Here is a 24,235-nt window from a genome sequence, read left to right on the forward strand (position 1 = left end):
GCCTCACGCGTGGACCAGCCCGTTCCAGTCCCGCGCGAAGTGCGGCATCGTCTTGGAGACGCACTCGATGTCCGTGACCTCGATCCCGCGCACCGTGAGGGCCAGGAGCGCGGCGAAGTGCGCCATCCTATGGTCGGCGTAGGTGTGCAGCACGGCCGGCCGAAGCTCACCGCCGCCGACGATCCTGAGCCCGTCCTCGGTCTCCTCAGCCTGGGCGCCCAACCGGCGCAGCTCGGTGACCAGGGCCGCGAGCCGGTCCGTCTCGTGCCCACGGATGTGGGCGACCCCGCGGATGGTGGTGGTGCCCTCGGCGAGCGCCCCCAGCGCCGCCACCACGGGGGTGAGCTCGGAGGCGGTGGTGAGGTCCACGTCGATGCCCGTGAGCCGACCCGTCCCGGCGACCGTCGCGGTGCCCGCGGAGCGTTCGACCGTCGCACCCATCGCCGTGATCACGTCGAGGAACACGGCACCCGGCTGCAGGCTGCGCCTCGGCCAGCCGGGGACGGTGACCCTTCCTCCGGTGACCGCAGCGGCCGCGAGGAACACCGCGGCATTGGTGAGATCCGGCTCGATGGTGCGACTGCGGGCCGCGATCCTGCCGGGGAACACCTGCCAGGTCCGGTCGTCCTGCTCCACGACCTGCACCCCGACGTCGCGCAGCATGCTGGCCGTCATCTCGATGTGCGGCCGCGACGGCAACCGGTCTCCCGTGTGTCTCAGCGTCAGGCCGCGGGGAAGCCGGGCGCCGACGAGCAGCAGACCGGAGATGAACTGGCTGGAACCTGAGGCGTCGATGTTGGCCGTCGAACGCGGCTCAACGGGGGGGCTGAGGGTGAAGGGAAGGGCATCGCCGGAGATCACCGCGCCCAACTGCCGCAGCCCGTCCAGGAGCGGGCCCATGGGGCGCTGGCTGGCGTGCGGGTCACCGACGAAGGATGACGGGCCCTCTGCCAGCAGGGCCAACGGCGGCACGAATCTCATCACAGTGCCGGCGAGCCCGCAGTCGATGAGCGCTGCGCCCTTGAACCGCTGAGGAGGTGACACGACCAACGTCTCCCCACGGTCCTCGACGCGCACGCCCAGGGCCCGGAGCGCCCCGATCATCAGCGCGGAGTCCCGCGACTCCAACGCTCCGGTGAGGGTGCTGGACCCGTCCGCGAGGGCGGCCAGCACGAGGGCCCGGTTGGTCTCCGACTTCGAGCCGGGCACGAGCACCTCCCCCTCGACGGGGGTCAGGGCACGGGGGAGCGGGTACGTCATCAGCTGACGGTGGCCTCGATCTTCCTGCTGAACGCCTTGGCCGACCTGCGGGCCCGCTTCGCGAGCTGCTTCGCCCGCTTCTCCGCGCGATCGGCGGCCTTCTGGGCGGACCGGCTCACGTCACCGCCGAGGGCGGCGGCTTTCTTCTCGGTGACCTTCGCGGCGTGATCAGCCCGCCACGACAGGCTGGGCTTGCCCTCGGTGTCCTGTGCGGCGAGCACAGCGGCGCCCAGGAGTGCAGCGTTGCGCAGCACCTCCGGCCGGGCGGCGTCCTTGGCCACCTTCGTGGCGTCCTTGTCCGGCAGGGCGATGGCGAGATTGAGCACCGACGCCTTGGCCAGAAGCAGCGCCCCCAGACGGCGGCCGATCCCAGTGGCGTACATCGCGCCGCCGGCGATCTGAGCCATGCCCGCGAGGCGCACCCACGTCTCAGCCTTCTCGGGCACGTACGAGGCGACGTCTGCCGGCACCACACGCTGGAGGAGCGGCGAGACGGCGGAGGTGAAGCGTTCGGCGTCCGGCGCGAGCTCAGCGGGCCTGGTGACAGCCTTCACCCCCTCGGCGATGAAGTAGCTGGCGAACAGACTCCGGGCAACAAATCGCAGCAGACTCATGCGGCCACACTACTACTAGGCTTCGAGCATGTGCGGACGTTACGCGGCCACCGCGAATCCCGACGAGCTGGTCGAGGAGTTCGAGATCTCCTTCGTGGCCGACGAGATGGCGGAGGTGTGCGCCCCCCGCTACAACATCGCCCCCACGGACCTGGTGCCGGGCGTCCTGGACCGGGCCTCCGACGGGCAGGTGACGCGCAAGCTGGTGCCGCTCCGATGGGGGCTGGTGCCCAGCTGGGCCAAGGCTCCGGGCTCCACCATGATCAACGCCCGCGTGGAGACCGTCACCGAGAAGCCGGCCTACCGCAAGGCGGCGGCGGCCCGCCGCTGCCTGCTGCCCGCCGTCGGCTACTACGAGTGGCGCTCTGAGACGCCCGAGGGCGCAGCCAAGCCGGTCAAGCAGCCATACTTCCTGCGTCCGTCGTCAGGCCTTCTGGTGATGGCCGGCCTCTATGAGTTCTGGAGGGGGCCCGACGGATGGCTGACCTCCACCACCATCCTCACGACGGAGGCCACCGACGAGCTCGGCTGGGTGCACGACCGGATGCCCATGACGGTTCCTCGCGAGGCCTGGGAGCACTGGTTGGATCCAGGGCTGACGGACGCGCGGACGGCGGTGTCGCTGTTGCGGGCGCCGACGTCGCTGGCCCATCTGAAGGTGTCGCGGGCGGTCAACACGGTGGGTACCGACGGCCCGCAGCTGATCGAGGCACTGCCCGACTGACCTGATTGGCACCGCCGGGAATAGACCCCCGGGGGTGTGCGTTGTGGTGCTACATGAACGTCAAGCCCCTGGTGCCCCGTCGCGCCCGGCCCGCAGCCGGCGCCGTTGTGGTGGCTGAGGCGGAGGCGATTGTCGCGGGGGCGCTATTCTCTCTTCTGATGGACAGCGAGCTCGCCGCGGCCCCCGGGGACGCAGACACCCTCGACGCCGAAGCAGAGGCGTTCGAGGAGGAAGCGCTGAGCCATGTTGACCGGCTCTACGCCGCCGCGATGCGGATGACCCGCAACCCTGCCGACGCCGAGGACATCGTCCAGGAGACCTACGCCAAGGCGTTCGCTTCGCGCCGCACCTTCACGCCGGGCACCAACCTCAAGGCCTGGCTGTACAGGATCCTGACCAACACCTACATCAACGCCTACCGCAAGGCGCAGCGATCCCCACAATCCAGCAGCGACGAGGCGGTCTCGGACTGGCAACTCGCCCGCGCAGCCTCGCATGATTCGGCCGGACTGCGCAGCGCCGAGATGGAGGCCCTGGATCAAACCCCGGACGGGGCCGTGGCCGAGGCCATCGCACAGCTGCCTGAGAACTTCCGGATGGCGGTGCTGCTCAGCGATGTGGAGGGCTTCTCCTACAAGGAGATCGCCGAGATCATGGGCACACCCATCGGCACGGTGATGAGCAGGCTCAACAGGGGTCGCTCACAGCTGCGGGATCTGCTGGCAGATTACGCGCGCGACAACGGCATCGGGCGCAGGAGCGGGGGACGGTGATGGCGGATCCGGACATGTACTCGCACGAGCACGACGAGATGGACGAGTGCGTGCAGGCGCTCTCGCAGGTCCATTCGTTCCTGCGCAACGAACTCCTCGAGGGTGACGCAGACCTGATCCGGCTGCACCTGCACGCCTGTGAGCGATGTATGGAGAACTTCGAGATCGAATCCACGATCACCGAGATGATCCAGCGCAGTCAGCTGGCGGCCAAGGCGCCGGCCACGCTGAGTGCGCGGATCCAGACGATGCGAGCGACCCGCAGCCACTGACGGCAAGGATGACGCAACAGCCCCCGCAGGGATCCGCGGGGGCTTATTGGTTTTTCGGGCCTCGGCTCAGGTGTTGGGACGCTTGCCGTGGTTGGCCTTGTTCTTGCGGCGAGCGCGACGCTTGCGTCCGGTCTTACCCATGAGAGTCTCCTTGTATTTCAGTAGCTGTAGGACACCACATTGTGCCAGATCGACCCCCGCGCATGCTAAAGCCCATCCATGGCAAGCTGGGTCCGTGATGCGAGACCTGGGACAGTTGACCGACGACGAGTGGCTGGACGCCTTCGTCTCCCAGTGGCATCTGCTGGCAGACCTCAGTTTCTCGGACCTGGTGCTGTGGAAGCCCCTCACCGAGGAGGGCGACGTGTTCTCGTGCACCGCGCAGGTGCGGCCGGTGACCGGGCCGACCGCCCTGGAGGAGGACATCGTCGGGGAGACGATCGAGTTCGAGCCCGATCATCAGGTGACGGTCGCGTTCATGACGCACGCCATCGCCGAGACCAGCGACAACGAGCTGGGCGCCGGGATCCCGGTGGACGTGTGGGCCATCCCCGTGCTGCGGCACGACCGCCCCATCGCGGTCATCGAACGCCACACCAACCAGATGGGGATGCGCGCCACCGGCGCGCTGGAGGAGAACTTCATCGAGGCCGCTGAGATCCTCACCCAGATGCTGATGCGCGGCGAGTTCCCGCTGGTCACGCCGTCGGACAAGGCGTTGGCGCCGCGCGCGGCCGACGGTGTCCTCAGGGTGATGCCGGACGGCGTGATCTCGTACGCCAGCCCCAACGCCGTGACCGGCTTCCGTCGCCTCGGTGCCGTCGGCGACATCGAGGGGGAGCACTTCCGCGACCTGACGCGCCAGCTGCGCGACCGCGTCGAATCGATGGGGCAGACCGTGGACGCCGACCTCGACGGCCGGCTCACGCTGGAGTTCGATGTCGAGTCGCGGGGCGCCTCGATGCGCTTCGTGCTGCTCCCGCTGTGGCTCGAATACACCTCCGCCGGCATGCTGGTGCTCTGCCGTGACACGACAGACCTCCGCCGCCGCGACCGGATGCTCGTCACCAAGGACGCCACCATCCGCGAGATCCACCACCGCGTGAAGAACAACCTGCAGACTGTAGCCGCGCTGCTGCGGATGCAGTCGCGCCGGCTGTCGTCGCCGGAGGGCAAGGAGGCGCTGCGCGACGCGATGCGGAGGGTGTCCTCCATCGCGATGGTGCACGAGACGCTGAGCTACAGCCTGGGCGAGGCGGTGGCCTTCGACGAGGTGTGCGACAAGATCCTGGACATGGTGGGGGACCTGGCTGCCTCCCACGGCATCGTCAAGGCCGTGCGGCGTGGATCGTTCGGGGTGATCCCGGCGGAGATGGCCACCTCGCTGTCCATGGTGGTGACCGAGCTCTGCCAGAATGCCGTCGAGCACGGCCTGGACGGCGCTTCCGGTTACGTCGAGGTGCTCCCCGAGCGGGTCGGTGGTGCTCTGACGATCCGGATCGTCGATGCGGGCCATGGACTGCCTGAGGGCTTCATCCTGGGCAATCAGACGTCGCTCGGGTTGGCGATCATCTCCACCCTGATCAAGGACCTGCACGGCACGCTGACCATCGAGAACCGGCACGACACGCAGGGGGCGGTGGCCACGATCGCCCTTCAGGTGCCCGCCGTCGTCGCCTGACCGGTCAGCGCAGAGGAACGAAGCTGAACAGGCCCTTGGCCCGACGCCGACGGACGGCCCCGTCGGGGCGCCTGTGCACCACCACCATCTCCCGGTCCGCCGGGAGGACCATGCGCCCGCCGGGCGCGAGCTGGTCCTCGAGTTCGGCGGGGACCCGGCCCCCATCGGCCGACACCAGGATCCGGTCGAACGGCGCCTCAGCGGGCCACCCCAGCACACTTGGTTGCGCCAGCTCGACGCGGGCCCACGGCCGCCCGCCGCCCAGGTTCGTGCGGCCCATCGACACCAGCTCAGGGGTAATGTCGACGCCGATCACCAGCCCATCGGCGCCCACGAGCTCCGCGAGCAGCGCGGTGGTCCACCCGGAACCGCTGCCGACGTCAAGCACGCGTTGCCCGGGCTGCGCGTCCAGGAGTTCGAGCATGAAGCGCACTGTGGACGGCTGCGAGTTGGTGGCTCCGTGGCCGATGGCCAGCGGGGCGTCGAGGTCACTGAGGTGGCGCTGATCCGCAGGGAGGAACTGCCTCCGAGGGGCTGCGTCGAAGGCTTTCTGAAGCCTGTCGGTCATCCCACAAGTGTGCCGCGCAGCGACGGCTCAGGAGTTACGCAACCGCGAGCGTGCGGCGCGCCGCTTGATGGCTCGACGCTCGTCCTCGCTCAGACCGCCCCACACCCCGTGATCCTGACCCGCCTCCAGCGCCCATGAGAGGCACTGTTCCCGGACGACGCAACGCATGCAGATCTTCTTGGCTTCCTCGATCTGCTGGAGCGCCGGGCCCGTGTTTCCGACGGGAAAGAACAACTCCGGATCCTCCGTGAGGCAGGCGGCCTTGTGGCGCCAATCCATAGTGGGGGCTCCTTCGTGTTGGGGATGATCGAGGGCAAGGATAGCCGTCAAGCTCAAGCAGGCTACCCCCGCGACCTACGATAGGCAATAGCTGCTGGCCACGCGGTGATCCACACCCAATGGCCGGGCAACTTGTGGTATTTCGTCCGAGTCGGGCAGGCTCGGGGCGTGAACTCCGTCTTCCGAAGCCCCCTGCTCGCGATCTGCGTGATCCTGACCGCCGCGGCGGGGGTGGCCACCATCGGCATCGGGGTGGCCACCGTGGCGGCCAACGCGAGGCTGTTCGGCGTCGGGATCGCGGCGGTGCTGATCGCCTACGGGGCGGGGCTGCTGCTGATCGCCTGGCTGGTGGTCAAGCGTGTTCCGTGGGCGCTCGGACTGATCGTGGCCTCGTCGCTGCTGCACCTGATGGTGGTGGGCAGCTTCCTCACCACCGCGGACCGGGCCCAGTTCGTCGGCAGCCTGATCGTGGCCCCGTTCGTGCTCGCGACGGCGGTCACAGCGGTGCTCGCCGTGGGCCGTCGAGAGCTTGAACGGCGCCCCTGACCTGGTGTGAGGCCCCTGTCAGTGGCCCGGGAGCCGCCCGGCTCCGGGCGCCGGGGTGGCTGAGAACCACTCCGGGGTCCCGTAGCCGGCCTCGGCGAAGGCCCCCGCGACAGCCCTGCCGATCCCATCGGCCTCGCCCGCGTGCGTCAGGGCGATGATGCAGCCACCGAAGCCGCCACCGGTCATCCGGGCTCCGAGGGCGCCGGCGGCCCGTGCCGCCTCCACGGCGAGGTCGACGGTGGGCACCGTGATCTCGTAGTCGTCGCGCATCGAGGCGTGGGAGGCGTCCAGGAGGGGCGCGAGGCCGGGCAGGTCTCCGCGCTTGGCCAGCTCGAAGGCCTGCAGCACCCGCTCGTTCTCCGTGACGACGTGGCGGACGCGCTTGCGCAGCGTCTCATCCTCCAGCTGGGACAGGGCCTCCTCGAGGTCCGTCACGTCCCGCAGGGCGGGGACCCCGAGGATGGCCGAGGCCTCCTCGCAGGAGGCACGACGGGACCCGTACTCGCCGTCGACGTGGCTGTGCGGGGTCTTGGTGTCCAACACGAGGATCTCGTAGCCCTGCTCTGCCATCGGCAGCGGAACGTGCTGGGTCTCCAGCGTCCGGCAGTCCAGGAACAGGCCGGAATCCGCCTCGCACAAGGTGCTGGCCGCCTGATCCAGCAGGCCGGTGGGGGCGCCGACGTAGGCGTTCTCCGCCACCCGGGCGAGCTTGGCCCGGTCCATCTTGGGGATGTCGAGCCCGTACAGGTCCGCCAGGGTGGCGACGGTGGCGCACTCGATGGCGGCAGAGCTGGAGAGGCCCGCACCCAGGGGCACGTCCGAGGTCATCACCAGGGTGGCCCCGCCCACGTCGTGGCCCGCCTCGCGAAGGGCCCACGCCACGCCGGCCAGGTAGGAGGCCCACCCCTCGGTGCCGGGGGCCAGGTCAGCGAGCGCGACACCCACCTCGTCGTCGAGCTCGAGGGAGACCATCACCAGGCGGTCGTCGTCGCGGCGTCCGCCGGCGATGACGGCTTTGCGCTCCAGGGCGAACGGCAGCACGAATCCGTCGTTGTAGTCGGTGTGCTCGCCGATCAGGTTCACCCTGCCCGGGGCGAACCACAGGCCCTCGGGATCCGCCCCGGCCACGGTGCGGTAGCGCGCGATGAGCGCTTCCAGGTTCAACATCAGTCGTCCTCCTCGTCGTCCAGCCTTGCCAGCCAGGAGGCCAGGCGCTCAACCGGAGTCTCGAACTCCGGGTTCAGATCCACGAATGTGCGCAGCTGGTCGGCGAGCCACTCGAAGGTGAACTCCTCGTGGCCGCGCCGATGAGCGAGCTCCTCGAGCCCGCGGTCGGTGAAGTACACCGGATCAGCCTAGCGCCGCGTCCAGGAGTATTTCCTCCTGGGCCTTGTGGACCTTCAGCGACCCCACCGACGGTGCCGATGACCACTCCCGCGACACCAGCTGCATCCGCAGCTCGTAGTCCGGCAGGTGCCGTTTGACGCCCCTCGGGAGGTGCGCGGACAGGAACGGCCAGCCGCCCTGGTTCTCCGGCTCGTCCTGCACGAAGCGGACGTCCTCCACATGCCGGTAGCGCTGCAGCACGGCCGCCAGCTCTTCGCTGGGCAGCGGGTAGAGCCGCTCCAGCGCGACGATGGCCACCTTCCCCTGGAGGCCCATCTTGTCGCGACGAGCCACGAGGTCCCAGCGGACCTTGCCCGAGCAGAGGACGACCCGTTGTACGCCGGCGGGATCCTCGACGGTGGGATCGTCCAGGACGGGGTGCCAGGCGCCTGAGGTGAAGTCCTCCGGCATCGAGGTGGCCAGCTTGCTGCGCAGCATGGACTTCGGCGTGGCGATCACCACGGGCCGGTGGAAGTTGACGTAGGCGTGCTGGCGCAGCAGGTGGAAGTAGCTGGCGGGCGTCGACGGCTGACACACGGCAAGCGCGTTCTCGGCGCAGAGCTGGAGCCACCTCTCGAGCCGCGCCGAGCTGTGATCCGGTCCCTGGCCCTCGAAGCCGTGGGGGAGCAGGAGCACGACGCCGGACTTCTGGGTCCACTTCGCGTTGCCGGAGGCGACGAACTCGTCCGAGATGATCTGCGCGCCGTTGACGAAATCACCGAACTGCGCCTCCCACAGGACCAGCGCATCCGGGCGCGCCACCGAATAGCCGTACTCGAAACCGAGCGCGGCGTACTCGCTGAGCAGGGAATCGAACACATCGAAGGTGCCCTGGTCCCCGGTGAGGTGCTTCAGGGGCACCCATGCCTCGTTGGTGACCCGGTCCACGATGGCGGCGAACCGCTGCGAGAACGTGCCACGCCGCGAGTCCTGGCCAGCCAACCGAACGGGTCGGCGCTCCATCAGGAGCGAGCCGATGGCGATCATCTCCGCGGTGGCCCAGTCGATGGGGCCCTCCAGGATGGCCTGCGCCCTCCGCTCCAGCTGGGGCATCACCTTCGGGTGCACCATGAACCCGTCCGGGAACTGGGTGTGCACGTCTGCGATGGTCCGCAGCATCTCGGGGGTGATCTCCGTGAGCCGGGCATCGGGCTTTGTGGGGTAGTAGGGCACCTTGCGGTAGTCGTCGTCGGTCTCGGTGCTCTCGCGCACCTCGCGGAACACGTTCTCCAACCGGGAGCGGAACCGGTTCATGACGTCCTCGGCGTCGGCGAGGGAGATGTCGCCACGGCCGATCAGCGACTCGGTGTAGAGGCGCCTGGTGGAGCGCTTCTGCTCGATCAGGTCGTACATGTTGGGCTGCGTGAAGCTGGGGTCGTCGCCCTCGTTGTGACCACGCCGACGGTAGGACACGAGGTCGATGACCACGTCCCTGTTGAACTTCTGACGGTAATCGAACGCCACCCGCGCAGCCCGGATGCAGGAGTCCGGATCGTCGCCGTTGACATGCAGCACGGGCGCCGAGATGGACTTGGCGACATCGGTGCAGTACGTGGAGCTGCGGGACTCGGTGGGAGCCGTGGTGAACCCGACCTGGTTGTTGACCACCACGTGGATGGTGCCGCCCGTCTTGTAGCCGCGCAACTGACTCATCTGCAGGGTCTCGAAGACCACCCCCTGGCCCGCGAACGACGCGTCGCCGTGCAGGGTCAACGGGAGCACCGGGTAGTCGTCGGCGTCCAGGGTGTCCTGCTTCGCGCGGGCGATGCCCTGCAGCACGGGATTGACCGCCTCCAGGTGAGACGGGTTGGCGGCGACGGAGGCCTTGATGGTGGCGCCGTTGGCCGCGACGAACGTGCCCTCGGCGCCTAGGTGGTACTTCACGTCGCCCGTGCCGCTGCGGTCCACCTGGCCGTCGAACTCCTTGAAGATCGACGCGTACTTCTTGCCCACGACGTTGGCCAGCACGTTGAGCCGCCCGCGGTGGGGCATGCCGATGCAGACTTCGTCCAGCGAGTCGTTGGCGGCCTGCTGGGCGATCTCGTCGAGCAGCACGATCAGCGACTCGCCGCCCTCCAGCGAGAAGCGCTTCTGGCCCACGAACTTCGTCTGGAGGAACGTCTCGAAGACCTCGGCCTCGTTCAGCTTGTCCAGGGCGTGCATGTGTTCCTCGTGCGCCAGCGGCGTGTGCGGCCGCTCGGTGCGTTGCTGGAACCATGCCCGCTGGCGAGGATCGGCGATGTGCATGTACTCCACGCCGATCGTGCGGCAGTAGGAGTCCTGCAGGATTCCGATGATGTCGCGCAGCGGGAGGTACGCACGGTCCTGACCGCCGAACACCCCGACGGCGAACTCCCGATCCAGGTCCCAGATGGAGAGGCCGTGGGTCTCGAGACGCAGGTCCTCGTGGGAGCGCTGCCGGTACTCCAGGGGGTCGGTGTCTGCCACGAGGTGGCCGAAGGTGCGGTAGGCGTTGACCAGCTCCAGCACGCGGGCGGTCTTGCTGACCTGAGAGTCGCGGTGCGCCGACACATCCGGTGACCAGCGCAGCGGCTCGTAGGGGATGCGCAGGGCCTCGAAGATCTCGTCGTAGAAGCGGTCCTGCCCCAGCAGCAGCTCGTGCATCTTCTTGAGGAACTCGCCCGAGGTGGCGCCCTGGATGACACGGTGGTCGTAGGTGCTGGTGAGGGTGGTCACCTTGGACACGCCCAGGTCCGTCAGCCGGGAGGGGCTCATCCCCTGGAACTCGGCCGGGTAGTCGATGTTGCCGACACCCAGGATCACGCCCTGCCCGCTCATCAGGCGCGGCACGGAGTGGTTGGTGCCGATGCCTCCGGGGTTGGTCAAGGAGGCGGTGGTCCCGGCGAAGTCGCTGACCTGAAGGTCACCGGCGCGGGTCTTCTGCACCACCTGCTCGTAGGCGGACCAGAACTGGAAGAAGTTGAGGTTCTCGCAGCCCTTGATGTTGGGCACCAGGAGTTGGCGGGTCTCGCCCTTCCTGACGTCGATGGCGATGCCCAGGTTGATCCCGGGATTCTCGATCAGCGTGGGCTTGCCGTCGACCACGTCGTAGGCGTTGTTCATGTCCGGCAGCGCGCGCAGGGCCTTGATCATGGCGTAGCCGACGAGATGGGTGAAGGAGACCTTCCCGCCCTTGGAGGTGCGCAGGAAGTTGTTGATGACGGTGCGCTGGTCGATGACCAGCTTCATCGGCACCGAACGCACCGACGTGGCCGTGGGGACGGCCAGCGACGACTCCATATTCTTGGCGGTGCGCATGGGCGCCCCGCGCAGCACCGTGTACTTGGGCTCCACCACCGACGGCGCCGGGCGCAGCGCCGGGTTGGGCGCGTTGGCAGACAGCGTGGAGCCGGTACCCGGATTCGCGGGGGAGCCGGTGCCCTTGCGGACCTGTTCGACCTGACTCTTGGAGGACTTCGACGGCGCGGGGGCGGCGGCCGGCGTTGCTGGAGCGGGCGTCGTTGCCGGTGCCGGGGCCGGCTTGGGGGTGGGGTCCGGCGGTGTTGAGGGGGGCGCCTGAGGTGCGGGAGCCTCGTCTGCGGCGAAGAGCTCGCGCCATTCGGCGGCCACCGAGTGGGGATCAGCCTCGTAGGCCTCCCGCATCTCGTCGATCAGCCAAGAATTTGCCCCGAAAGCGTCCAGTGAGTCAGGTGCTGACATGTGTGAGTGGCCGTGGCCACGATCCCCTCTGTGAGTCCTGGTGGCCGCAGACGTCTGCGGCTGCTGCTTACGGGCAGCTTACCCACATCAGAGGGGCGTTGCGGATCTCTGACCAGCGGGGAGGATGGACGCGCCCGGTGCTTCGGAGACGTCCGGAGCAGGCCGGCTGGCCATGATGGTGAGGGCGAACGAGTACCCGGTCAACACCACAAGGGCGAGGTTGCGCAGCAGCAGGATGGAGGTCTCCGGCCCTGACCCCAGGGGGATCGCCATGATCCCGTAGGCGCCCCACGGGTACGTCAGCTGGGTGAGCAGGCCCACGATCACCAACGAGACGGCCAACACGATGAGGGGACGACGCAGCCAGTGACTCGTCCGGGCCACCAGGAGCGCGGCCACCGGACCGCCCAGCCACAGGATGTACTGCGGAGAGAGCGTCTTGTTGGCCACGATCGTGGCGAGCACGATGGTGAGGATGGCCAGCAGGATGGCCTCATGCAGGCGCTCGTCGTCGTCGTGCATGTGACGCATCAGCCGGTAGCTCAGGTAGCCGGCGAGGATCAACGACAGTGCGGTCAACACCGTGGACACGGTGAGGAGGCCCCCCACGTATGGACCCTGGAGCTCAAGGGCGTTGTAGGGGGACAGGAAGATGTTCCACGACGGGTTGTCGGTGAAGGTTCTGAGGAACATCAGCGGCGAGGCGGGTACCGACTCGATCTGCAGACCGCGCTCGCCCTGCCACGTGACAGGGGAGGCGGAGCGGGCCCACCCGCTGGTGAGCAACGACGCCAGCGCAAGCCCGAAGCCCACGACGGCGAAGCCGATCACCCTGCCGCGCGCCCGGGCCGACCGCCAGGGGTGCGGGGCCAGCATCGGTCCGATGAGGAGCGCCGGCCACAGCTTGATCGCCGCCCCCAGACCCACGAGGCCGCCGGCCAGCCTCGGGAACCGGGTCACGAAGACGCACGCCCAGGCCACCAGCGCCGCTGGGATCAGGTCGAAACGGAACCACACGATGGGTCCCTGGATGCCGGTGAACAGGATCCAGAAGAGCGCTCCGGCAGCGTTGTCGCGGCGGTACAGCGTCAGCGCGACGGCGGCGTCCAGCAGGACGAACACACCCACGTAGACCGCCGTCCAGGTCTGCCACCCTCCGCCCAGTCGGTAGACGGCCTGCAGTATCCACACCGCGGGCACGGGGTACTCGGTCATCACCCCCGACTCGCCCTCATCCAGGCGGAAGAGGTGGTAGCCGTAGTAGGAGACGTCGTTGGCGACGAAAGCAACAGCGTCCAGGCCCAGCAGGAGGTGTGAAACGAAGCGGGTGAGGATGAACGTCGCGATGAGCGCGAGGGCCACCGGCCACCTGGTGAACGGGCCGGCGGGTGCCGGCGACCGCGTGTGGGTCATCTCGGAACTCCTGCCAGCCGGCGCTGAGCGCCCCCGCGAGGATTCGAACCTCGGCTCCCGCCTCCGGAGGGCGGTGCTCTATCCCCTGAGCTACGGGGGCTGGACCACGAAAGGTTAGCACCTCCTCAGTGGGGCTGTAAGTTCCGGCTACGGTGGCCGGGTGCGCACGATCCTCTCCGTATCCTTGACGGTCCTGATCCTGACCGCGTGCGTGGCGCGCCCAGACCCTGCCCCGGCGGTGCTCCGGGAGACGGCTCCGCCGTGGGACGCCCCGCGTGACGCCGTCTCCTACATCCGTGCGGCCGGCCTCCCGGAACAACCGTTGGGCACTGACACAGACCCGTGGGTGCTCGACCTCACGGTCACCGTGGACGGCGAGCCGGTGGACATCCCGGCCTTCATCGGAGCCGACCGGCTGCGCGCGGTCCAGGCGCCCGTCCACACCCACGACCCCGGCGGCGAGGTGTGGCTCGAAGGCGACGGCAACCGCGACATCACGCTGGGGGAGTTCTTCACGCTCTGGGGGGTGCGGTTCGACGACGAGTGCCTGGGCGCCGCGTGCGGAGACCTCATGGTGACCGCGGACGGTCGCCGGGTGGAGGCCCCCGCGGAGCTGGTGCTCCGCGGCCTCACGAGCGTCTCAGTCACGGCCTGAGGCGCGCGGATGGCGGCGGGGCGCGGCGCTCTGGCAGGCTTGGCGCCATGACGCACATGCACATCGCCGGGTCCATCCACGCGGACGCCGCGCACGGGGGGCCGCAATGGCTCGACGTGCCCGCGGATCTCAACGCGTTGGAGACCAAGCTCTGGCCGCGCGGGACCCACCGCGACGACCGGGGCCGCATCGTCGTCGCCGGCGTGGCCCTGACGGAGGTGGCCGAGGAGCACGGCACGCCCGTCTACGTCATCGACGAGGCGGACTTCCGCTCCCGCGCCGCGGACTTTCGCACCGCGTTCCCAGGGTGGGACGTCTACTACGCGGGCAAGGCCCTGCTCACCCGCACGGTGGCGCGCTGGGCGGCCGAGGAGGGCCTCAACCTGGACGTCACGACGATGGGCGAGATGCGCATCGCGCTGGCCGGCGGCATGCCGGCGGCCCGCCTGGGCCTGCACGGCAACAACAAGTCCGACGAGGAGATCGTGTTCGCCCTCGCCCAAGGCGTGGGCCGCATCATCGTGGACTCCTTCGACGAGATCGCCCGCCTGGAACGCGCCTGCGCCGACGGTGGTCACCGGGCGAAGGTGATGGTCCGGGTCACCACGGGCGTGGAGGCACACACGCACGAGTACATCGCCACCGCCCACGAGGACCAGAAGTTCGGCCTCTCGATCACCGGGGGCCAGGCCCTCACCGCGCTGGTGCGCTGCCACAGCTCGCAGTACCTGGATCTGGCCGGCATCCACAGCCACATCGGGTCGCAGATCTTCGACACCCACGGCTTCGAGGTGGCGATCCGCCGCACCATGCGGCTCGCCTCCCAGTTCCGCACCGCCACCGGCGTCGAACTGGCCGAGCTGGACCTGGGTGGCGGGTTCGGCATCGCCTACACCTCCGCCGACACCCCCGCGGCGACGGCGGACATCGCCGCCGGATTCGAAGAGATGATCGACCTCGAATGCCGGGGATTCGGGTTGAAGCGCCCCCACCTGTCCATCGAGCCGGGGCGCGCGATCTGCGGCCCGGCAGGGGTGGCGGTCTACCGTGTCGGCACCGTCAAGGTGGTGGATCTGGAGGGCGGCCGGTCCCGCGTCTACGTCAGCGTCGACGGCGGGATGAGCGACAACATCCGCCCGGCCCTCTACGCGGCCGAATACTCCGCGGCGATCGCCAACCGCACCTCCAGCGCGGGGCCGGTGCTGAGCCGGGTGGTCGGGAAGCACTGCGAGGGCGGCGACATCCTGATCCGCGACGTCTTCCTTCCCTCAGATGTCTCCATCGGCGACCTCATCGCGGTCCCGGGCTCGGGCGCCTACGCGCGCAGCATGGCCAGTAACTACAATCAGATCCCGAAGCCCCCCGTCGTCTCGGCACTGGACGGCGTCACCCGGGTGATGCTGCGTCGCGAGACACTTGAGGACCTGATGAGATTGGACGTGGGAGAGTGAGCAAGCCGCTCAAGGTGGCGCTGTTGGGCGCCGGCGTGGTGGGGTCCCAGGTGGCCCGCATCATCCTCAGCGAGGGCGCCACGTTGGAGTCCCGGATCGGGCGTCGGCTGGAACTGGTCGGCATCGGCGTGCGGCGGCTGGACGCGGAGCGTCCCGGCATCGACCCCGCGCTGCTCACCACAGACCTCGAGTCGCTGGTTGCGCGCACGGATCTCGACATCGTCATCGAGTTGATCGGCGGGATCGAGCCCGCCCGCTCCCTGCTGCTGACCGCGATCTCCAACGGAGCCTCGGTGGTCTCGGCCAACAAGGCGCTGCTCGCCGACGACCTGGGGGAGCTCTCCCGCGCGGCCGAGGCCAAGGGCGTGGACCTGTACTACGAGGCCGCTGTCGCTGGGGCCATCCCGATCGTGCGGCCGCTGCGTGAGTCGCTCGTGGGGGACGACATCACGGCCGTGATGGGGATCGTCAACGGCACCACCAACTTCATCCTGGACAAGATGGTCACCGACGGCAGCAGCTTCGAGGCGGCGCTCGCGGAGGCCCAGGCGCTCGGATACGCGGAGGCGGACCCGACGGCGGACGTGGAGGGCCACGACGCCGCGGCCAAAGCGGCGATCCTGGCCGGGCTCGCCTTCCACACGGAGGTCAAGCGCGACGAGGTGTTCTGCGAGGGGATCGCGGACGTCACCGAGGCTGACATCGCGGCAGCGGAGCAGATGGGCTGCACCATCAAGCTGCTCGCCATCGCCAAGCTCACCGACGACGATCGCGTGATCGTCAAGGTCCATCCCGCGATGGTGGCCAACAAGCACCCCCTCGCCAGCGTGTCCGGCGCCTACAACGCCATCTTCGTCAAGTCACGCGAGGCGGGCGAGTTGATGTTCCTCGGCCAGGGCGCCGGCGGCGCCCCCACCGCCAGCGCCGTCATGGGCGACGTGGTCACGGCGGCCCGCAACCGGCACCGCGGCACCGCCGCCCACGGAGGCTCCAGGTACGCCCGCCGCCCCGTCGCGCCGATCGGCGAGTCCCAGGCACAGTTCTACGTCAGCTTCGACGTGGTGGACCGGCCCGGGGTCCTCGCCCGGTGCGCCGCCATCTTCGGCGAGCACGACGTGTCGCTGCGCATCGTGCAGCAGAGCTACCGCGAGGGGGGAGACCACGAGGCCGGCTTCGCGGCGAGCCTCGGGGTGATGACGCACCTCACCAGGGAGAGCGACCTCGCCGTCGTCACCGACGAGCTGCGGAGGGCGGACTTCGTCGGCTCGGACGTGCGCGTGATGCGCGTCGAGGGCTTCTGATCCATGACACGGCTCACCGTCCGGGTCCCGGCCACCACCGCGAACCTCGGCTCGGGGTTCGACTGCGTCGGCATGGCCTTCGACTGGTTCGACGAGCTCACGCTCGACCTGGTGGAGAGCCCGGTCCTGGAGGTGGTCGTCACCGGTGAGGGCGCCGACGGCGTGCCCCTGGACGACAGCCACCTGGTGATCAGCTCCCTGCTCGACGGGTTGGCGGAGTTCGGTGTCGAGCGCCCCGCGGGGATGCGTCTGACCTGCCGCAACACCATCCCCCATTCGCGCGGGCTCGGTTCCTCCGCCGCTGCGATCGTGGCCGGGCTCACCCTGGCGTGGGGGATCGCCCGTCCGGGCGAGCCGGTGGACCGCGCGGCGATCACCAGGCTGGCCACCTTCGCGGAGGGGCACCCGGACAACGCCGGGGCCGCCGTGTGGGGCGGGGCGATCCTGGCCTGGGCGCGGGAGGGTCGGGTGTCGCTGGTGCAGCTTCCGCTGCCGGAGGGGTTCGAGGCGGTGGCCTTCGTGCCAGACTTCGAGTGCCGCACCGACGACGCGCGCCGGGTCCTGCCCGAGACCGTGGCCCGGGCGGACGCCGTCGCCCAGGCCATCGCGGCGGCGGCGCTGCCGCTGGCGCTCACCCTCCGGCCGGACCTGCTGCTGGACGCCACCGCGGACCTGTTGCATCAGCAGTACCGGGCCGATCTGATGCGCCCCGCCCACGAGCTGATGCTCCGGTTGCGCGCCGCCGGAGTGCCGGCGGCCATCTCCGGGGCGGGGCCCACCGTCATCGCCGTGGGTCTGCCCGAACAGTTGGCGGGCATCGCGGGGGTCGCGGCGGACGGGTTCGAGGTTCGTCGACTGGTGCCGGCGGGCGGCGTCGAGCTCACCACCGGGTGAGGCCGCACGCCGCAGATCCCGGGTTTCTTTGGTTGTGGCCCTCGCAGTTGCTAGGCTGAGGAACGGTTTACCCGAAGGCGCCGCCGTGGACTTCTTTTCACACCGGCTCGTTGGCGCCCAGTACTCCACCACTTTGACGCTGTCGGCGCGCCTCCTCAGGTGCCCCCACGGCTCCATGGAAGGAACCATTCGTTGAGCGAATCCAATGACCTTGCCGCTTTGAAGCTGGTCGAGCTCAAATCCGTCGCCGCAGGCCTGGGGATCAAGGGCGTCTCCGCCATGCGGAAGGGGGACCTTGTCAACGCCATCCAGACCGCCGGCGGACAGGGTGCTCCCGCCGCCCAGGGCGCCCCCTCGGACGCGCCAGCCGCGCCCAGTCAACGTCGCCCCCGCAACGAGAAGCCGGCCGAGCAGCCGGAGGCCGCGCCCCAGCAGCGCGAGCCCCAAGCCCAGACCCAGGCGCCCGTCGAGGCGTCCAGTCAGCAGGGCGAGCAGCAGGAGGGCGGACGGAACCGCCGTCGTCGTAACCGCGAACGAGGGCCCCAGCAGGAGACCCTCAACGAGGTGGGCGAGCTGTTGGAGGCCGCCATGGGGGGCGGAAAGCCGGCCACCGCGCCCCAGCAGCAGGCCCCGGCCCCTGCGTCGACCTCGGTCACCATCGAGCCAGGTGGCTACGACGAGGATCAGGGCGGATCGCGCCGCAGCAGCCGCCGTCGCCGCAACCGCGAGCGCCCCACCAACCGCCGCCCCGCACGCGGATCCCAGGGCATGGAGCGCATGGAGGCCGAGCCGACGGTGGGGGAGGGCGACGTCCTGGCCAACATCTCCGGCATCGTCGACATCCTGGACAACTACGCCTTCGTCCGCACCACCGGCTACCTGCCGGGACCCAGCGACGCCTACCTCTCGACCTCCACCCTGCGACGCTACGGGCTGCGCCGCGGTGACGTGATCACCGGCGCCATCAAGACCACGCGCGAGGGTGAACGCAAGGAGAAGTTCAATCCCCTCGTGCGCCTGGACACCATCAACGGCGACGACCCGGAGAAGGCCAAGGCCCGCCCCGAGTTCGCCAAGCTGACACCCCTCTACCCGCAGGAACGGCTGCGCCTGGAGACGGTCCAGACCAACATCGCCGGGCGGATCATCGACCTGATCGCCCCCATCGGCAAGGGCCAGCGTGGGCTGATCGTCTCGCCGCCCAAGGCCGGCAAGACGATGGTGATGCAGGCGATCGCCAACGCGATCGCGGCCAACAACCCGGAGGTCCACCTCATGGTGGTTCTCGTCGACGAACGTCCCGAGGAGGTCACGGACTTCCAGCGGACAGTCTCCGGCGAGGTCATCGCCTCCACGTTCGACAGGCCCGCGGAAGACCACACCATGGTCGCCGAGCTGGCCATCGAGCGGGCGAAGCGACTCGTCGAGCTGGGCCACGACGTCGTCGTGCTCCTCGACGGCATCACCCGCCTTGGCCGCGCGTACAACCTGGCGGCCCCGGCCTCTGGTCGGATCCTGTCCGGTGGCGTGGACTCCGCGGCGCTGTACCCGCCGAAGAAGTTCTTCGGCGCGGCCCGCAACATCGAGAACGGCGGCTCGCTCACCATCCTCGCCACCGCTCTCATCGAGACCGGCTCCAGGATGGACGAGGTCATCTTCGAGGAGTTCAAGGGCACCGGCAACATGGAGCTGCGGCTGCGCCGCGAACTGGCGGACAAGCGCATCTTCCCGGCCATCGACGTTGACGCCTCCGGCACACGGCGCGAGGACCTGCTCCTCGGCCGCGACGAGCTCAACATCATCTGGAAGCTGCGGCGGGCGCTCTCGGGCCTCGACGATCAGCAGGCGCTGGAGACCCTCAAGTCCCGGATGATCAAGACGGCCAGCAACCACGAGTTCCTGCTGAGCGTCCTCAAGACCACTCCCGCTGCCGACGGCTGATCGGCCGACTTGGAAATGCTGGACCGGCGGGGCACAATTGGGGGTCGCGCCGGTTCACGCATCCTCCAGGCCCATCGGGCCAGCGACCCGGCCACCGGATAACAAGGAGTCCATCATGAAGCAGGGAATCCACCCTGACTACGTCGAGACCCAGGTTCACTGCACCTGCGGTAACGCGTTCACCACGCGCAGCACCAGCAAGAAGCCGTTGAGCGCTGACGTGTGCGCCGAGTGCCACCCGTTCTACACCGGCAAGCAGAAGATCCTCGACACCGGTGGCCGCGTGGCCCGCTTCGAGAAGCGCTACGCCAAGAAGTAGTTCCACGCTCGGGCGTCGGGAGGGTAATACCCGCCCGGCGCCCGTTTCGTTTGCCGCCCCGGAAGGAGCCGTCATGTTCGACAACGCCCAGCCCCTGGTGGACGAGTTCCGAGACCTGGAGCGGCAGCTCGGGGAGCCGGAACTCCACTCGGACATGGCGCGCTCCCGCAAGGTGGGCAGGCGCTACGCGGCGCTGCGCCCCATCGTCGAGGGAATCGAGGCGTTCCGGAGGCTCTCGGAGGACCGCGGCGCCGCGGCCGAGCTCGCCGCCGACGACGCCTCCTTCGCTGACGAGGTGGCGGACCTGGACGCCCAGCTGGAGGTGGCCACGCAGCGCCTCACCAAGCTTCTCGCTCCGCGGGACCCCAACGACGACACCGACGCTCTGATGGAGATCAAGTCCGGCGAGGGCGGAGACGAGTCCGCGCTGTTCGCCGGCGACCTGCTCAAGATGTACTCCAAGTACGCCGAACAGGTGGGCTGGAAGATCGAGGTGCTGGACTCCCAGGAGACCGATCTCGGGGGCTACAAGTCGGTCACGGTGGCGGTCAAGGCGGGCACCGGCACCGAGTTCGGGCCCTACGGCCGGCTCAAGTTCGAGGGCGGCGTGCATCGCGTCCAGCGCGTTCCCGTCACCGAATCCCAGGGCCGCATCCACACCTCGGCTGCCGGCGTGCTCGTGTCGCCGGACGTGGAGGCCGACGAGGTGGAGATCAACGACGACGATCTACGCATCGACGTCTACCGCTCCTCGGGCCCCGGGGGTCAGGGCGTCAACACCACCGACTCCGCGGTGCGGATCACCCACCTCCCCACCGGCACCGTGGTGTCCTGCCAGAACGAACGTTCGCAGCTGCAGAACCGCGAGTCCGCCATGCGGATCCTCCGCGCGCGGCTCATCGCCCTGGCCGAGGCGGAGGCCGCGACAGCGGCGTCGGCGGTCAGGAAGTCACAGGTGCGCACCGTCGACAGGTCGGAGCGCATCCGCACCTACAACTACCCGGAGAACCGGATCACGGATCACCGGATCGGCTACAAGGCCCACAACCTGGACCAGGTGCTGGAGGGGGCGCTGACGCCGCTGCTCGACGCGCTGGCGGAGCAGGACCTCGCCGAGCGGCTCGCAGGAGTGGGTGGGTGACCGAGGTCGCCCACCGGGTCGCCCAGCGGCTTTCCAAGGCCGGCTCGCCCAGCCCGGGGCCCGAGGCGAGGCTGTTGGTGGCCCACGTGCTGGGCGTGGAGCCGTCCCAGCTGGTCCGCGTCGACGCCGTCACCGACGAGCAGCGGTCGGCCATCGACGAGCTCGTCACGCGCCGCGCCGCCGGGGTCCCGCTCCAGCACCTCACCGGCGTGGCGTACTTCCGCTACGAAACGCTGGCGGTGGGTCCCGGGGTGTTCATCCCCAGGCCGGAGACCGAGGAGATGGTGGGCTGGGCGCTGCGGCAGCTGGACGGCCGCCCCGTCGAGGAGCGTCGCGTCGTCGAACTGTGCGCGGGGTCGGGCGCCATCGCGTCCGCGCTCGCGCGTGAGCTGCCAGGGGTGCGCCTGCATGCCGTCGAGCTGTCCGCCGAGGCCATGGCCTACCTGAGCCGGAACCTTGCCGGGCTGGACGTCGAAGTGGTGCACGGCGACATGGTCGAGGCCTTTCCGCACCTGGACGGCTCGGTGGATCTCGTCATCGCCAACCCGCCCTACATCCCGGAGAACCACCGGGGGCTCCTGCCCGCCGATGTGGTGGACCACGACCCCGGTATGGCCCTCTTCTCGGGCCCCGACGGGCTGGACGCCCTCCGCGTCGTGGTCTCCGTCGCCGAGCGGCTGCTCCGCCCCGGAGGGCTGCTGGCCACCGAGCACGACGACAGCCACGCCGACGCCGTCGTCGATCTGGTGGCCGCGGCCGGGTTCGGCGAGGTGCTCAGCCACCAGGACCTGACAGGTCGCCCGCGGTTCGTCACCGCCGTGCGGCTTCCCGCACATGGCAGGATGACCCCGTGAGCACAGTGTTCGACCTCAGCACCGGTCCCGAGACGGGCCTCGCGGAGGCGGTGGCGGCCGTCCGCGAGGGACGGTGCATCGTCCTACCCACCGACACCGTCTACGGCATCGGAGCCAACGCGTTCGAGGCCGCCGCGGTCCAAGGGCTGCTGGATGCCAAGGGCCGCGGCCGCGACATGCCGCCGCCGGTGCTGATCGCCGAGCCGTCGATGCTGCGTGCCATCGCCGACGTGGTCCCCGCCGGTGCGACGGCATTGGCCAAGGCCTTCTGGCCCGGCGCGTTGACGCTCATCCTCAAGGCCCAGACCCGTTCCGGCATGTCGCTGGGGGAGACCAAGGGCACCGTCGCGGTGCGCGTGCCGGACCACGACGCCGCCCGCGCCCTGCTGCGCCGGACCGGGCCCCTGGCCGTCAGCTCGGCCAACCTCTCGGGCCGGCCCGCGGCGTTGACCTGTGACGAGGCCAGGGAGCAGCTCGGCGAGAGTGTCGCGGTGTACCTCGACGGCGGACCTGTGAGTGGGGGAGTGGCCTCCACCATCGTGGACTTCGCCTCGATTCCTGAGGGGCGGGTGCTCAGGGCGGGTGCGCTGTCACTCGAGGCGCTCCGCGAGGTTGCCCCGGACATCGAGTCGCAGGGCTAGGCCCCTGTGCGCGAGTACCTCCTTGTGCTGCTGGTAGCGGCCGGCACCACCTATCTGCTGTCGGGGCTGGCCCGCAGCCTCGCGGTGCGCACCGGCGCGCTGGCCACGGTCCGCAGCCGCGACGTGCACACCCAGCCCATCCCCTACTTCGGCGGGTTGGCCATGTTCGGCGGGCTCGCGGTGGCGTTCCTGCTCGCGCTCCAGATGCCGTTCCTCGGCCGCTACACCACCGTCGAGCACGACGCGTGGGCCGTTCTCTGGGCCGGGCTGGTCATCACCGTCATCGGGGTGCTGGACGACAAGTACGACATGCCGGCGCTGGTCAAGCTGGGTGGCCAGGTGCTCGCTGCAGGGGTCGCGGTGCTGCAGGGGGTGCGGATCTACTGGATCCCGCTACCTAACCGGATCGTGGCCCTCGACGACGCGACCAGCATCCTGATCACCGTGTTCTTCATCGCGCTGTGCGTCAACGCGGTCAACTTTGTCGACGGGCTCGACGGGCTGGCCGCCGGGGTCGTGGCCATCGGCTCCGGTGCCTTCTTCAGCTACACCTACGTCCTGGCCTACGAGCAGGAACTCGTTCGCGCCACGACGGCGAGCCTGATCACGGTGGCCACCTGCGGGATCGCGATCGGCTTCCTCCTGCATAACTTCCACCCCGCGAAAATGTTCATGGGTGATTCCGGCGCCATGCTGCTCGGTCTGCTGATGGCGATGAGCGCGATCTCGTTCACCGGTCAACTGGATCCGGGGGCCACGGAGCAGGACGGCAGCCTCCTCCCGGCGCTGCTGCCCATCCTGCTGCCGCTCGCGGCCCTCGCCCTCCCCATCCTCGACCTGATCCTCGCCTGGGCGCGGCGCACCTGGAAGGGGCAGCACGTCTTCCATGCCGACAAGCAGCACCTGCACCATCGCCTGCTCGAGCACGGACACTCGCATTGGGGAGCGGTGCTGCTGATGTACGGGTGGACGGCTGTGGTGTCGGTGGGTCTGGTGGTGGTGGCCCTGTCGCAGTGGCCCCACACCGTCTGGGTGGTCATTCTCGCGCTGCTGGTGGTGCTGGTGCTCACCCTGCGCCCTGCCAGTCGGGAGGTGGAGGGTGGCTGAATCGCGGATCACCGACGCGACCAGGCGCTCCCGGCAGATGATGATCGGGGGACTGGTCGGTGCTCACGCGGCCGGCGGGCTCATCCTCCTGCTGGCCGTTCTCGTCGGAGGTCCCGGCGCCGTCCTCACCACCGTGCTCGGCTTCGCCGCCGTCGTCATCTTCTACTCCGTCGGGCAGGCGCTGGAGGTGGTGGCCTCGGAGTTCGGCGACATGCAGGGCATGGCGCTGGTGCTGGTCAGCTACGCGGTGCGGGTGGTGGGGATCGCCGCCGGGCTGTGGTTCATCCTCGGGCATCCTGCGGTGGCGCCGCAGGTGCGCGACGGCTGGCTGCTGCTGAGCGTCGTGGGCACAGTGTTGGCGTGGGTGACCGGGGTGGTTCTGGTGGCCTCCCGGCAGAGGGTTCCGGTCTACGACACCGAGTACCGGCCCCCGTCCGATCAATGACCGGGAGAAATATGATTCACGGACCCGTTTCCGCTAGGCTCACACACGACATGGGCAACTCACCGTCAGAGAACGCGCCAGAAGGACCTTCGCGCACCGATGACGGCATGCTCGTGCTCAGCTACCTGCTCAGCGGGATCATCTTCTACGGTGGACTCGGGTGGGTCGGGGACTACCTGTTGCACACCTCGTGGTTACTGCCGCTGGGCCTCATTCTTGGCCTGGTGACCAGCATCTACCTCATCATCAAGCGATACGGGAGCGGTACGTGACACTGGGGCTACTTCCG

Annotated in this window: 25 protein-coding genes, 1 tRNA gene and 1 pseudogene; 17 read left to right on the top strand and 10 right to left on the bottom strand. The window is 69.3% G+C overall.

What is annotated here, in order from left to right; translation table 11 throughout:
• Positions 1-3: 3 nt before the first annotated feature.
• Together aroA and ACZK39_RS03885 are read right to left on the bottom strand one after the other, a co-directional pair.
• The gene (gene aroA, locus ACZK39_RS03880; protein ID WP_463612573.1) at positions 4-1,260 is read right to left on the bottom strand and encodes a 3-phosphoshikimate 1-carboxyvinyltransferase; all 1,257 of its coding nucleotides are present in this window, start codon (positions 1,258-1,260) and stop codon (positions 4-6) included.
• The gene (locus ACZK39_RS03885) at positions 1,260-1,874 is read right to left on the bottom strand and encodes a DoxX family membrane protein (RefSeq protein ID WP_463612574.1); all 615 of its coding nucleotides are present in this window, start codon (positions 1,872-1,874) and stop codon (positions 1,260-1,262) included. Before ACZK39_RS03885 ends, aroA begins: the two co-directional genes overlap by 1 nt.
• 28 nt (positions 1,875-1,902) lie before the next feature.
• Between ACZK39_RS03885 and ACZK39_RS03890 the strand changes: the two genes are divergently transcribed.
• From ACZK39_RS03890 to ACZK39_RS03900, 3 genes are all read left to right on the top strand, one after another.
• Positions 1,903-2,598 (top strand): SOS response-associated peptidase, encoded by a 696-nt coding sequence (locus ACZK39_RS03890; RefSeq protein ID WP_463612575.1) that lies wholly within the window; start codon positions 1,903-1,905, stop codon positions 2,596-2,598.
• Positions 2,599-2,756: 158 nt separating this feature from the next.
• Positions 2,757-3,371, top strand: coding sequence for a sigma-70 family RNA polymerase sigma factor (locus ACZK39_RS03895; RefSeq protein ID WP_182784363.1), 615 nt, complete (start codon positions 2,757-2,759; stop codon positions 3,369-3,371).
• Positions 3,371-3,643, top strand: coding sequence for a hypothetical protein (locus ACZK39_RS03900; protein WP_463612576.1), 273 nt, complete (start codon positions 3,371-3,373; stop codon positions 3,641-3,643). The genes ACZK39_RS03895 and ACZK39_RS03900 overlap by 1 nt, the downstream gene beginning before the upstream one ends.
• Positions 3,644-3,709: 66 nt before the next feature.
• Here ACZK39_RS03900 and ACZK39_RS16755 read toward each other — a convergent pair whose 3' ends face one another.
• The gene (locus tag ACZK39_RS16755) at positions 3,710-3,832 is read right to left on the bottom strand and encodes a 50S ribosomal protein bL37 (RefSeq protein ID WP_527252181.1); all 123 of its coding nucleotides are present in this window, start codon (positions 3,830-3,832) and stop codon (positions 3,710-3,712) included.
• On the opposite strand from ACZK39_RS16755, the gene ACZK39_RS03910 reads away from it, so the two are divergent.
• The gene (locus tag ACZK39_RS03910; protein WP_527252178.1) at positions 3,783-5,324 is read left to right on the top strand and encodes a sensor histidine kinase; all 1,542 of its coding nucleotides are present in this window, start codon (positions 3,783-3,785) and stop codon (positions 5,322-5,324) included. The two genes, ACZK39_RS16755 and ACZK39_RS03910, sit on opposite strands and share 50 nt — an antisense overlap.
• A 4-nt stretch (positions 5,325-5,328) precedes the next feature.
• Here ACZK39_RS03910 and ACZK39_RS03915 read toward each other — a convergent pair whose 3' ends face one another.
• Together ACZK39_RS03915 and ACZK39_RS03920 are read right to left on the bottom strand one after the other, a co-directional pair.
• Entirely contained in the window at positions 5,329-5,892 is a 564-nt protein-coding gene (locus tag ACZK39_RS03915; RefSeq protein WP_459054529.1) for a protein-L-isoaspartate O-methyltransferase family protein, read from the bottom strand.
• 27 nt (positions 5,893-5,919) lie between these two features.
• Positions 5,920-6,171, bottom strand: coding sequence for a WhiB family transcriptional regulator (locus ACZK39_RS03920; RefSeq protein WP_182784153.1), 252 nt, complete (start codon positions 6,169-6,171; stop codon positions 5,920-5,922).
• A 168-nt stretch (positions 6,172-6,339) separates the two neighbouring features.
• On the opposite strand from ACZK39_RS03920, the gene ACZK39_RS03925 reads away from it, so the two are divergent.
• Positions 6,340-6,717: a hypothetical protein gene (locus tag ACZK39_RS03925; RefSeq protein WP_182784151.1), complete on the top strand. Its 378-nt coding sequence runs from the start codon at positions 6,340-6,342 to the stop codon at positions 6,715-6,717.
• Between the two features lie 18 nt (positions 6,718-6,735).
• Here the strand turns inward: ACZK39_RS03925 and galK are convergent, their stop codons facing one another.
• The 5 genes from galK to ACZK39_RS03950 form a co-directional block, all read right to left on the bottom strand.
• On the bottom strand, positions 6,736-7,884 hold the full coding sequence (gene galK, locus ACZK39_RS03930; protein WP_182784149.1) for a galactokinase: 1,149 nt from the start codon (positions 7,882-7,884) through the stop codon (positions 6,736-6,738).
• Complete coding sequence (locus tag ACZK39_RS03935) at positions 7,884-8,063, bottom strand: DUF6104 family protein (RefSeq protein ID WP_182784147.1); 180 nt, start codon at positions 8,061-8,063, stop codon at positions 7,884-7,886. Before ACZK39_RS03935 ends, galK begins: the two co-directional genes overlap by 1 nt.
• A 4-nt stretch (positions 8,064-8,067) precedes the next feature.
• The gene (locus ACZK39_RS03940; protein WP_463612577.1) at positions 8,068-11,784 is read right to left on the bottom strand and encodes a multifunctional oxoglutarate decarboxylase/oxoglutarate dehydrogenase thiamine pyrophosphate-binding subunit/dihydrolipoyllysine-residue succinyltransferase subunit; all 3,717 of its coding nucleotides are present in this window, start codon (positions 11,782-11,784) and stop codon (positions 8,068-8,070) included.
• Between the two features lie 87 nt (positions 11,785-11,871).
• Complete coding sequence (locus tag ACZK39_RS03945; protein WP_463612578.1) at positions 11,872-13,197, bottom strand: glycosyltransferase 87 family protein; 1,326 nt, start codon at positions 13,195-13,197, stop codon at positions 11,872-11,874.
• Positions 13,198-13,225: 28 nt separating this feature from the next.
• Positions 13,226-13,297 (bottom strand) — tRNA-Arg (locus ACZK39_RS03950).
• Between the two features lie 60 nt (positions 13,298-13,357).
• On the opposite strand from ACZK39_RS03950, the gene ACZK39_RS03955 reads away from it, so the two are divergent.
• The 12 genes and pseudogenes from ACZK39_RS03955 to ACZK39_RS04010 all read left to right on the top strand — a co-directional run bounded on the left by ACZK39_RS03955 (position 13,358) and on the right by ACZK39_RS04010 (position 24,218).
• Complete coding sequence (locus tag ACZK39_RS03955; RefSeq protein ID WP_182784141.1) at positions 13,358-13,852, top strand: hypothetical protein; 495 nt, start codon at positions 13,358-13,360, stop codon at positions 13,850-13,852.
• A gap of 47 nt (positions 13,853-13,899) precedes the next feature.
• Positions 13,900-15,303, top strand: a complete 1,404-nt coding sequence (lysA, locus tag ACZK39_RS03960) for a diaminopimelate decarboxylase (RefSeq protein ID WP_182784139.1) — start codon at positions 13,900-13,902, stop codon at positions 15,301-15,303.
• Entirely contained in the window at positions 15,300-16,604 is a 1,305-nt protein-coding gene (locus ACZK39_RS03965) for a homoserine dehydrogenase (protein WP_182799840.1), read from the top strand. The genes lysA and ACZK39_RS03965 overlap by 4 nt, the downstream gene beginning before the upstream one ends.
• Before the next feature lie 3 nt (positions 16,605-16,607).
• Positions 16,608-17,498, top strand: coding sequence for a homoserine kinase (gene thrB / locus ACZK39_RS03970; RefSeq protein WP_182784135.1), 891 nt, complete (start codon positions 16,608-16,610; stop codon positions 17,496-17,498).
• A 192-nt stretch (positions 17,499-17,690) separates the two neighbouring features.
• The gene (gene rho, locus ACZK39_RS03975; RefSeq protein WP_459054525.1) at positions 17,691-19,439 is read left to right on the top strand and encodes a transcription termination factor Rho; all 1,749 of its coding nucleotides are present in this window, start codon (positions 17,691-17,693) and stop codon (positions 19,437-19,439) included.
• Positions 19,440-19,554: 115 nt separating this feature from the next.
• The gene (rpmE, locus tag ACZK39_RS03980) at positions 19,555-19,758 is read left to right on the top strand and encodes a 50S ribosomal protein L31 (RefSeq protein WP_182784131.1); all 204 of its coding nucleotides are present in this window, start codon (positions 19,555-19,557) and stop codon (positions 19,756-19,758) included.
• A gap of 73 nt (positions 19,759-19,831) precedes the next feature.
• Positions 19,832-20,899, top strand: coding sequence for a peptide chain release factor 1 (gene prfA / locus ACZK39_RS03985; protein ID WP_182784128.1), 1,068 nt, complete (start codon positions 19,832-19,834; stop codon positions 20,897-20,899).
• The gene (prmC, locus tag ACZK39_RS03990; RefSeq protein WP_463612579.1) at positions 20,896-21,753 is read left to right on the top strand and encodes a peptide chain release factor N(5)-glutamine methyltransferase; all 858 of its coding nucleotides are present in this window, start codon (positions 20,896-20,898) and stop codon (positions 21,751-21,753) included. Before prfA ends, prmC begins: the two co-directional genes overlap by 4 nt.
• Before the next feature lie 29 nt (positions 21,754-21,782).
• Positions 21,783-22,379, top strand: a pseudogene (locus ACZK39_RS03995) (L-threonylcarbamoyladenylate synthase); the annotation flags it as partial.
• Positions 22,380-22,400: 21 nt separating this feature from the next.
• Positions 22,401-23,501 carry an MraY family glycosyltransferase gene (locus ACZK39_RS04000; protein WP_459054523.1) on the top strand — a complete coding sequence of 367 codons (1,101 nt, stop codon included), beginning with the start codon at positions 22,401-22,403 and terminating at the stop codon, positions 23,499-23,501.
• Positions 23,494-23,946 (top strand): hypothetical protein, encoded by a 453-nt coding sequence (locus tag ACZK39_RS04005; RefSeq protein ID WP_182784120.1) that lies wholly within the window; start codon positions 23,494-23,496, stop codon positions 23,944-23,946. The genes ACZK39_RS04000 and ACZK39_RS04005 overlap by 8 nt, the downstream gene beginning before the upstream one ends.
• A 50-nt stretch (positions 23,947-23,996) precedes the next feature.
• Positions 23,997-24,218: a hypothetical protein gene (locus tag ACZK39_RS04010; protein ID WP_182784396.1), complete on the top strand. Its 222-nt coding sequence runs from the start codon at positions 23,997-23,999 to the stop codon at positions 24,216-24,218.
• The last annotated feature ends 17 nt before the right edge of the window (positions 24,219-24,235 follow it).

This window comes from Tessaracoccus luoxuelianae (assembly GCF_055326245.1).